The organism is Kitasatospora sp. NPDC056800 (assembly GCF_042789775.1).
In the GTDB taxonomy this organism is placed as follows: domain Bacteria; phylum Actinomycetota; class Actinomycetes; order Streptomycetales; family Streptomycetaceae; genus Kitasatospora.
This window is the reverse complement of record NZ_JBHUAL010000064.1, coordinates 30,394-40,238: the sequence shown is the minus strand read 5'-3', so window position 1 is coordinate 40,238 and position 9,845 is coordinate 30,394. Positions and strand designations below refer to the sequence as shown.

Sequence of the window (9,845 nt, the reverse complement as noted above, 5' to 3'; positions counted from 1 at the left end):
GTTCCCCACCGTGAAGACCACCGCCCCGCGCATCGCGCCACGCGGGTCGATCAATGACCCGCCGGCTCAGACGCCCGCCGCGATCCGGCCGTAGTCGGTCCAACCGCCGTGGCCGTCACCGCCGTTGTTGAGGAAGGCGGTGGTGGGGCCGGTGGTGACGAGGTAGTCGGCATGGGCGTCACCGTTGATGTCGGCCAGCGCCACCGTGGTCTGGTCGGTGGTGAGCCCGGTCGCCGTCCGACCGTAGTCGGTCCAGCCGCCGTGGCCGTCGCCGCCCTTGTTCAGGAAGGTGGTGATGGAGCCGTCCGGGTTGATGACGTTGTAGTCGGCCCGCCCGTCACCGTCGAGATCGGCGAAGCGGACCCGGCCGCGGTCGGTGGTGAGACCGCCGGCGACCTTGCCGTCGTCGATCCAGCCGCCGTGGCCGTCGCCGCCCCGGTTGAGGAAGGCGCCCACGGCGCCGTCCGGCTGGGTGATGAGGTAGTCGGCGCGGCCGTCGCCGTCGAAGTCGGCGAAGGTGACCTGGGAGGGGTCGGCGGTGAGCCCGCTCGCGACCCGGCCGAGGTCGTTCCAGCCGCCGTGGCCGTCACCGCCCTTGTTCAGGAACACCCGGACGGACCCGTCGCCGTTGATCAGGATGTAGTCCGCGCGGCCGTCGCCGTCGAAGTCCGCGAAGCGGACCCGGCTGCGGTCGCTGGTCATCCCGGTCGTGACCTGCCCGAGGTCGCTCCAGCCGCCGTGGCCGTCACCGCCCTTGTTCAGGAGGACCCGGGCCGAGCCGTCGTCGTTGAGGACGATGTAGTCGGCGCGACCGTCGCCGTCGAAGTCGGCCCAGCGCACCCGGCCCGCCCCGCCCGACTCCGTACCGGCGTGGTGCACCGGGGCCGGGGCGGCCAGGCCGTCCGTGAAGGCGCGGTCCAGGGCCTGGTCGAAGGTCTGCGCCAGCCGCTGGTAGCCCAGGTCGTCGGGGTGCAGCCCGTCGGCCATCTCGGCCGGGGTCAGCGCGGGCGCGGCGGTGTAGCGGACCTTGCGGCCCTGGGCCTGCTTCGCGAGGACGGCCTGGCTCAGGGCGCTGTTGTAGTCGGCCACCTGGGCGGTCAGGTTCGGCGTGGTCGGGATCAGGCCCATCACGAGGACGGTCACCCCCGGCCGGTCGGCCAGGATCCGGTCGATCAGCGCCGACGTCCGGTCCGCGGCGTGCGCCTTGTCGGTGCCCCGGTCCAGGTCGTTGATGCCGATGTGGAGCAGGACGACGTCCGGCTGGGCGGCGGCGAGCCATCCGTCGACTCCGGCCAGAAGGTCGTTGACCATGGACCCGCTGTGGCCCTCGTTGTCCGGGTCGAGCACCGCGCCGTTGCCGCGCGAGCCCACCAGGTCGACGGTGTAGCGGTTCTGCTGGGCCACCAGGTCGGCGAGCGGTCCGCGGTACCCGGCGTCGGTGGTGCTCCGGTACCCGGCGGTGATCGAGTCGCCGAGCGGCATCACCCGCAGGACCGGGGCGGGCGTCGGTGCGGCGGCGGACGCGGTGGGGGCCACGGCGGCGAGTGCGGCCACTGCGGTCACCGCGGCCATGGCGAGTGTGGTGGTGCGCTTCACGGGGTTCCTTCCCTGTTTCCGGTCGCGGTTCAGGCGCCGGCGGCGATCTGGCCGTAGTCGATCCAGCCGGGGTTGTTCCGGTCGTCTCCGCCGTTGTTCAGGAAGGCGGTGGTCGGACCGGTGGTCACGAGGTAGTCGGCACGGCCGTCACCGTTGATGTCCGCGAGGTCGACGGTGTTCTGGTTGCTGGTCAGACCGGTGGTGATCTTGGGACGCAGGGTCCAGCCGCCACCGGTGTCGCCACCGTGGTTCACGTAGCTGGTGATGCTGCCGTCCGGGTTCACGATGTTGTAGTCCGCGCGCCCGTCACCGTCGATGTCCGCCCACTTGATCCGCGACGTGTCGCTGGTGACACCTCCGGCCACCTTGCCCAGGTCGCTCCAGCTGCCGATCCCGGTGTTGCGGAAGACACCCACCGCACCGTCCGGCTGGGTGATGACGTAGTCGGTGCGGCCGTCACCGTCGAAGTCGGCGAAGGTCACCTGGGCGGGGTTGGCGGTGAGCCCCGTCGCGACCTGGCCCAGGTCACTCCAACCACCGTGGCCGTCACCACCCTTGTTCAGGAAGACCCGGACGGACCCGTCACCGTTGATCAGGATGTAGTCCGCACGGCCATCGCCGTCGTAGTCCGCGAAGCGGACCCGGCTGCGGTCGCTGGTCATCCCGGTCGTGACCTGCCCCAGGTCGCTCCAGCCGCCGTGGCCGTCACCGCCCTTGTTCAGGAACACCCGCGCCGAACCGTTGTCGTTGAGGATGACGTAGTCCGCACGGCCGTCACCGTCGAAGTCCGCCCAGCGCACCCGACCCGCCCCACCCGACTCCGTACCGGCCCCGCTGGGGTACGGGTTGGCGTGGTCGGTGGCGAGACCCGTGCCCGGCGCGCAGGTCCACGCCCCGGCGCCCTGGTCGGCGAGGATCTTCTCGGCTATCAGGATCTGCTGCCGCTTGGTGGCGAGGTCGGGGCGGGCCGCGTACGCGGTGCCCCCGTAGTGCTGCCAGTTCGCCAGGCTGATCTGCAGCCCGCCGTAGTAGGTGTTGCCGGTGTTGATGCTCCAGTTCCCGGTGCTCTCGCACTGGGCGACCTTGTCCCAGGTGCTGACCGAGGCGGCGTTGGCGGTGCCCGCGCCGAGTCCGCAGGCTGCGGCGAGGACGGCGAGGGAGACCGGGATGCTACGGCGCGGGTTCAAGGATTCACTCTCTTCACTAAGGGCGATCGATCAGGTGGGTGGCGGGACACCGCGGGCACCCGGCGCGCGGCGCCCCGCCTCGGGTGGGACCGGTTCAGGCGCCGGCGGCGATCTGGCCGTAGTCGATCCAGCCGGGGTTGTTCCGGTCGTCTCCGCCGTTGTTGAGGAAGGCGGTGGTCGGACCGGTGGTCACGAGGTAGTCGGCCCGGCCGTCACCGTTGATGTCGGCCAGGTCGACGGTGTTCTGGTTGCTGGTCAGACCGGTGGTGATCTTGGAACGCAGGGTCCAGCCGCCACCGGTGTCACCACCGTGGTTCACGTAGCTGGTGATGCTGCCGTCCGGGTTCACGATGTTGTAGTCGGCACGCCCGTCACCGTCGATGTCCGCCCACTTGATCCGCGACGTGTCGGCCGTGACACCGCCGGCGACCTTGCCCAGGTCGCTCCAGCTGCCGATACCGGTGTTGCGGAAGACACCCACCGCACCGTCCGGCTGGGTGATGACGTAATCCGTACGACCGTCACCGTCGAAGTCCGCGAAGGTGACCTGGGCGGGGTTGGCGGTGAGCCCCGTCGCGACCTGCCCCAGGTCGCTCCAACCACCGTGACCGTCACCACCCTTGTTCAGGAACACCCGCACCGAACCGTCACCGTTGATCAGGATGTAGTCCGCACGACCGTCACCGTCGTAGTCCGCGAACCGCACCCGACTGCGGTCGCTGGTCATCCCCGTCGTGACCTGCCCCAGGTCGCTCCAACCACCGTGCCCGTCACCACCCTTGTTCAGGAACACCCGCGCCGAACCGTTGTCGTTCAGGATGACGTAGTCCGCACGGCCGTCACCGTCGAAGTCCGCCCACCGCACCCGACCCGCCCCACCCGACTCCGTACCGGCCGAGGACCCCCGGCCGCCGATCGGCGACACGTAGCCGCTGACGTGCTTCGACCCGTACATCCCGCCGGCGGTGATGGTGCCGCGGGTGACCTGGCTGTTGCCCTGGTTGCCGCCGATGGTGCCGACGGACCCGTCGGAGTTGACCGAGACGACCAGCGAGACGTGCTCCGCGTAGTCGGAGCCGTTGTAGTTGAAGACGGCGGCGTCACCGACGCGGGGGGTCGAGTGCAGACCGGAGCCGTACTGTCCGAAGCTGCCGGCCCCGGAGGTCAGCCCCGAGACGTTGACGCCGTTCTGCGCCCAGACCCAGCGGGCGAAGTCGGCGCACCAGGACTCGCCGCAGCTGGTGTAGTAGCCGCTGCCGCCGGCGCTGTTGGTGTCGCAGGCGCCGTGGCCGAGGTTGGCCTCTGCGGTGCCGACGATGTTCGACCCGACGCTGGCGACGGCGATCTGGGCTCCCGTCAGCATGAGGACGGGGGTGACCGCGGCGGTGGCGAAGGCGGCGGTGACCAGCGTGCGGAGGGAACGCTTGCGCATGGTGGGTTTTCTCCTGTTTCGGGCATGGCGGGGACAGGCGTGGTGCGACGGTGAGGAACGGTCCGCGGGTCGGGCGGTGGCGACGGGCACGGAGACCGTGCCGGCCCGCCGGAGACCGGGACCGGTGTTCAGTGGGCGCGGGGCGGGACGGCTGCCCTGCAGGAGCAGCGGTCGTGGGCGCCCGCGGCGGTGCCGGCTACTGCCAGATCATGTTCTCGTCGTGCACGTCGGCGGCCTCGACGCGGGAGACGGAGGCGGTGGCGTGCCCGGCGACGGACAGGGCGACGACGGGCAGCGCGGCGGCGACGGCGAGGGTGACGACCGCGGCGGCCTTGGCGAGACGGGTGCGCAGCATGGTGGGGTCCTTCCACGGAGGTGGGCCGAGTGGGGGCGGCCAGACCGTGCGTCCCGCGGTGACGCTTCGTCCTGGTGGCCTTGCCGGTCGGTGCTCCCGGCCGGCGATCACTACCTTGGCCGTGGGCCCGGGGCGGACGGAAGGGATGTCAGGTGGACGGAAACGTCCCCTGCCGGTTCCGTCCAGCGGGGCCGGATCGGGACAGTTCCAGTTCGTAGAACGGGGAGACGAGCGGGGCGCCGGCCCGGGCCACGGACCAGCCGTGCAGCGGTGCGGCGGACGCCACGGCCCGCTCGCAGAGCCCTGCGGCCCGGGACTCGGCGTCGGCGAGGCCGTCGGCGAGGAGGTACAGGCCGAGCACCGGGTCGGGGACGGCGTGCGGGTGGACGGCGACGTGCTCCAGCCGGTCCGCGGGGGTCGCCAAGGACCGGACGAGGTCGGCAACGCCGTCGGGCAGGGGCGCCCCCTCCGGGGCGAGCAGCTGAACGTGGATCAGGTACATGCCTCCGACGTTCCCAGGCCGCGCGGACGGAGCACAGGGGGTCGCCCGGGACGCTTCGGGCCGTGGCCGGAACGGTCCACGGGATAACCCTGGTCCAGCTGCGGATCTTCGTGCGATGATCATGCGCGCATCGTTCACAGGACCGCTACCGGGGGGTAGGAAATGCTGGCTGTTCTGGGCTTGGACACCGCTTCGGAAGCCGTGTACAGGGCCATGCTGGCCCGTCCCCAGGACGGTGTGCTGGGGCTCTGCGCAGCGGTCGGACTGACCGAGGCGCAGGTGCGCTCGGCGCTGGACACCCTCAGCGAGCTCGCCCTGGTCCGGCCCTCGCACGAGCGGGACGGAGCGCTGCGCGCGGTCTCGCCGGACGTCGGCATGGAGATCCTGATGGCCCGCCAACAGGCCGAACTGGCGGTCCAGCAGCAGCGGATCGAGGCCTCCCGGGTCGCGGCGGCGCAGCTCATCGCCGACTTCTCGGACCTCCGTCCGGCCACCGCGCACGCCGGGGTCGAGCACCTGGTCGGCCTGGACGCGATCCGCGACCGGCTGGCGTCCCTCACCCGCGAGGTGAGGGACGAGGTGATGACCTTCGCCCCCGACGGCGCCCACACGCCGGAGAGCATCGAGGCGGCCCGTCCGCTCGACGAGGAGCTGCTCGGGCGCGGCGTGAAGATCCGCACCGTCTACCTGGAGAGCGCGGGCAACAGCGCTCCGACCGTCGCGTACACCGCGTGGCTCGCCGCGCGGGGCGGACAGGTGCGGGTCGTGCCGTCGCTGCCGACGCGGATGATCGTGGTCGACCGCGCCACCGCCGTCATCCCGGTGAACAGCGACGACACGGCGGCGGCGGCCGTGGTGCTGACCGGCCACGGCACGCTGACGGCCCTGTGTGCCCTGTTCGAGAACGTCTGGGACGCCGCGCGGCCCCTGGTGGGCCCCGCCGTGCGCGACTCCCGGGGCCTCAGCGGCCAGGAGTCGGCCGCCCTGCGGCTGCTCTCCGAGGGGCACACCGACGAGGCGATCGCCAAGCGGCTGGGCGTCTCACCGCGCACGGCGCGGCGGATCGCCACGGAACTGATGGAGCGGCTCGGCGCCCGCAGCCGGTTCGAGGCCGGTGTGCGCGCCGTCCAGCACGGCTGGCTCCCGGCCCGCGTCTGAACGGCGCTCCCTCGGACGCGGGCCCGCACCCGCCCGGTCAGCGCGGTCAGTCCGGTCAGTCCGGCACCACGTTCGACAGCGGCAGGCCCGCGAAGAAGGCCACCGCTTCCTCCCGCCAGTGCGGGCGCCAGCCCTCGGCCTCGGCGCGGGCCGCCTCGGCGCAGCGGCGCATGTCCGAGCGGAGCCTGCCGTCCACGCCCAGCCGCCGGGCCAGCTCGCGGACGTGCTCCACCATGTCGTCCGGGCAGTGCGGGTCGCCGAGCGCGGACTCCACCACGGCCCGCTGGGCCTCGTCCGCGGCGGCGAGCAGGGCGCTCACGGCGTAGCTGCGGCGTCCCGCGCGGAGGTCGGCGCCGGTGGACTTGCCGGTGGCGTCCTCGTCGCCGAACAGGTCGAGGTAGTCGTCGCGCAGCTGGCCGCCGATGCCGACCAGGGTCGCGTAGCGGCGCAGCCGTGCGTCGTGGGCGGCCAGGTCCTCGCCGGCGGCCAGCAGCCCCAGCCGCAGCGGGGCGAGCACCGAGTACCGGGTGGACTTGTACTCGCAGACGGTGTGCAGGAACTCCTCGTCCGGGAGCGACCGGAAATCGCGTTCGAGGTCGACGATCTGGCCGGTGACCGTCTCGGCGCCCGCGTTCAGCTGCACCTCCAGCATCGCCTGGCGCAGCTCGGCGGGGACGTCCGCCTCCAGCAGGACCCGCATCGACAGGAAGGCGGCGAGGTCACCGGCCAGGACGGCCAGGCCGAGGGCGGTGCGGTCGGCCGCCGGGAACTCCCGGCGGTAGGCGTAGTAGGTGGAGGGGCCGCCGCGGCGTACGGGCGCGTCGTCGATGATGTCGTCGTGGACGAGCCCGTGCGTCTGGAGCAGTTCGATGCTCAGCGCGGCCTCCGCCAGGCCGGGTACCGGGTCGGTCGTCACCAGTCGGGCGGCCTCGTACAGCAGGGCGACCCGCAGGCGCTTGCCGCCGCGCAGTGAGAGGTCCCGCAGCAACTCCAGGCAGCGCGGGGTGAAACGGCTGAGCGGCGGCGTGTCGAGGCGCTCCGGCAGGGCGGCGAAGTAGGCCTCGAAGCGGAGGTCGAACCGGCGCCGGTGTCCGGCGGCTCGTTCGCGGGCGGCTGCCATGATCGTCTCGTTCACGGGGCCCAGCCTCGCATCCGTACGGGCGCGGCCGCGCGGCCGGGGTCGGGGCGGGCCCGTGGGCGGACGGCCGTTGCCGGTGGCCTCCGCGCCTTGCCGGCGCATCCGCATCACCGCCTACCGGCGGTCACTTCAGCCGTCTTTCGGCCAACTGTGCGAAAGGTCTGGTCGCCGCCACGGCGTCTCCCTAGAGTGGCGGCAATCTTCCGCAAGTGACCCTTTCTTCACGCTGGTTCACCGGACCTTCACACCGGCGCACCGGCCCCGGGACGTTCAGCGCAGCCTGTTCCCACCATCGAGCCGTCGAGCCGGAAGGGCCGGGTCCATGACGCAGGCGTTCCAGTCCCCCGGCTTCGCCGCGCTCGCGGCCGACCGCGCGGTCGAGACCCGGCTCGTCGAGGAGCGCTGGCAGGCGGTCGCCTGGGACCTGGGGACGGGTCGGCGCCGGGTGGTCACCGACCGACCGGAAGGCGTCCACCTCAGCGAGATCGAACCGGACGGCGAGGCCATCTGGTGGTTCGACGCCGACAGCGCCGGGGAGGGGCGGTGGTGGCGCGAGCCGTTCGCGGGCGGAACAGGCGGAGCGGGCGGAGCGGGTGGAACGGACGGAACGGGCGGCGCGGCGCTGCACGGCGTGCCGCCCGGGCGGGCCTACGGCGTCGCCTTCGACCGGACGGGCGCGCTCGCGGCGGTGGCCGTCGGCGTCGACGGCGCCTCGCACTGCTACGTCGGACCGCCCGCGGGCGAGGCCCGGCTGGTCGGTTCGGCGCCGGGCTACCTGAGCCTGGCCGACCTGTCGCCGGACGGCCGGCTGCTCGCCCTCGGCGGGCGCCCCGACGGGGACGACTCGGTGGTCCTCTGGCCGACGGACACCCGGCCGGACGCCCAGCACGACACCCCGGTGGACGGTCCGCTGCGGCTCGCCGGGAACCGCCGACTGCGGCTCTGGCCGATCGAGTTCAACCCGCTCGCGGTGCACGAACCGGAGCTGCTCCTGGTGGCCGAGGAGGACGAGCGGTACACCGTCGCGACCTGGCGGGCGAGCACGGGCCTGCGAAGACACCCGGGGCTCTCCTTCGACTCGCAGATCTCGGCCGGCTGGTACCAGGGGCCGCGCGGGGTGCTGATCCAGCACGAGCGGGCCGGGCGGAGCCGGCTCCTCCTCGCCGACCTCGACCCGCCGCCGGGACAGGAGGCGACGCACGTACAGGCACACGCACAGTCGCGCGTACAGTCGCACGCACAGCCGCGCGTACAGGAGATCAGCACCCCCGGCGGCACCATCCACGACCTGTCCTGTGCCCCGGACGGCACCCTGCACTGCGTCTGGAGCCGGGAGTCGACCCCGCCCCGCCCGCTGGTCCTGCGCCCCGGCACGGCGACGGCCGACCACCCCGATCCGGACGGCGGCGACACCTCCCGCACCCGGCGCTGGACGCCCCGGCCGTACGGGCGGATCCACAGCTTCGTCAGCACCCCGGTCGGCCCCGGCCCGTGGCCGACCCTCTTCCTGGTCCACGGCGGCCCCGCCACCCACGACCGGGACTCCTACGACCCGCGGGTGAACGCCCTGGTCGACCGCGGCTACGCGGTGGTGCGCACCAACTACCGCGGCTCCACCGGCTACGGCGCCCGCTGGCAGCACGAGTACGGCCACCGGGTCGGGCTGGCGCAGATCGAGGACCTGGCCGCCGTCCGCGCCGAGCTGGTCGCCGACGGTACGGCGCTCGCGGAGCGTACCGGCCTGTGCGGCTTCTCCTGGGGCGGCTACCTGGCCCTGCTGGCGATGGGCGCGCAGCCGGAGCTGTGGTCGCTCGGCATGGCCGCGCAGCCGATCGCGGACTACCCCGCCACGTACCGCACCACCACCCCCGCACTGCGCGAGCTCGACCGGCAGCTCTTCGGCGGCACCCCGGACGAGGTGCCCGAACGCTACCGAGCCGCCGACCCGCGGACGTACGTGCACCAGGTCCGCTCGCCCGTCCTGCTGGTCGCCTCGCGGACCGACGAGCGGTGCCCGCCCGACCAGGTCGCCGGGTACGCCGCGGACCTGCGGCGGCTGGCGGTGCCGCACGAGCTGCTCTGGGTGGACGGCGGCCACTACAGCCGCCGGACCGCCGACCACCGATCGGTGCTGGCCGCGATGGTCCGGTTCGCCGAACACGCCTGGCCGCCACCGCTCCCCCGGCCACCCCGGGGCGACCGCCCCGGGGTTCCCGCCGAGTCGATGGAAGGAGGTGAACAGCTATGAAGCGACGCAGCATCCAGAACGACCCGATCAGCACCCCGGAGCGTGACCGGGGCGCCGTGGTGGTCCAGAACTTCGCGCTCGACATCACCAAGGCCGCGCCGGTCGCGCCTGCCCTGAAGGGGCAGCCGAAGCCGAAGCCGGAAGCGAAGAAGTGACCCCCCGTGGGGGGGGGGGGGGGCGCCGGGGCCCCGCGGCCCCCCCCCCCCCCCCCCCCCCCCCCCCCCCCCCC

Annotated in this window: 9 protein-coding genes; 3 read left to right on the top strand and 6 right to left on the bottom strand. The window is 73.1% G+C overall.

Annotated features, from left to right (window positions below; genetic code table 11):
- Positions 1-66 precede the first annotated feature (66 nt).
- The 5 genes from ACFRQN_RS16820 to ACFRQN_RS16800 form a co-directional block, all read right to left on the bottom strand.
- A complete protein-coding gene (locus ACFRQN_RS16820) occupies positions 67-1,596 on the bottom strand; it encodes an FG-GAP-like repeat-containing protein (protein ID WP_380741012.1) in 1,530 nt (509 codons plus the stop codon).
- Between the two features lie 29 nt (positions 1,597-1,625).
- Complete coding sequence (locus ACFRQN_RS16815) at positions 1,626-2,783, bottom strand: FG-GAP-like repeat-containing protein (RefSeq protein WP_380741011.1); 1,158 nt, start codon at positions 2,781-2,783, stop codon at positions 1,626-1,628.
- Between the two features lie 94 nt (positions 2,784-2,877).
- Positions 2,878-4,215 carry an FG-GAP-like repeat-containing protein gene (locus ACFRQN_RS16810; protein WP_117486056.1) on the bottom strand — a complete coding sequence of 446 codons (1,338 nt, stop codon included), beginning with the start codon at positions 4,213-4,215 and terminating at the stop codon, positions 2,878-2,880.
- 196 nt (positions 4,216-4,411) lie between these two features.
- Positions 4,412-4,570, bottom strand: a complete 159-nt coding sequence (locus tag ACFRQN_RS16805) for a hypothetical protein (RefSeq protein WP_380741010.1) — start codon at positions 4,568-4,570, stop codon at positions 4,412-4,414.
- 148 nt (positions 4,571-4,718) lie between these two features.
- Positions 4,719-5,072 (bottom strand): hypothetical protein, encoded by a 354-nt coding sequence (locus tag ACFRQN_RS16800; RefSeq protein WP_380741009.1) that lies wholly within the window; start codon positions 5,070-5,072, stop codon positions 4,719-4,721.
- A 162-nt stretch (positions 5,073-5,234) separates the two neighbouring features.
- On the opposite strand from ACFRQN_RS16800, the gene ACFRQN_RS16795 reads away from it, so the two are divergent.
- Positions 5,235-6,230 (top strand): helix-turn-helix domain-containing protein, encoded by a 996-nt coding sequence (locus ACFRQN_RS16795; RefSeq protein ID WP_049657682.1) that lies wholly within the window; start codon positions 5,235-5,237, stop codon positions 6,228-6,230.
- 55 nt (positions 6,231-6,285) lie between these two features.
- Here ACFRQN_RS16795 and ACFRQN_RS16790 read toward each other — a convergent pair whose 3' ends face one another.
- On the bottom strand, positions 6,286-7,350 hold the full coding sequence (locus ACFRQN_RS16790; protein WP_380741013.1) for a polyprenyl synthetase family protein: 1,065 nt from the start codon (positions 7,348-7,350) through the stop codon (positions 6,286-6,288).
- A gap of 340 nt (positions 7,351-7,690) precedes the next feature.
- On the opposite strand from ACFRQN_RS16790, the gene ACFRQN_RS16785 reads away from it, so the two are divergent.
- Entirely contained in the window at positions 7,691-9,616 is a 1,926-nt protein-coding gene (locus tag ACFRQN_RS16785) for an alpha/beta hydrolase family protein (RefSeq protein ID WP_380741008.1), read from the top strand.
- Entirely contained in the window at positions 9,613-9,771 is a 159-nt protein-coding gene (locus tag ACFRQN_RS16780) for a hypothetical protein (protein ID WP_181970410.1), read from the top strand. The genes ACFRQN_RS16785 and ACFRQN_RS16780 overlap by 4 nt, the downstream gene beginning before the upstream one ends.
- Positions 9,772-9,845: the final 74 nt, after the last annotated feature.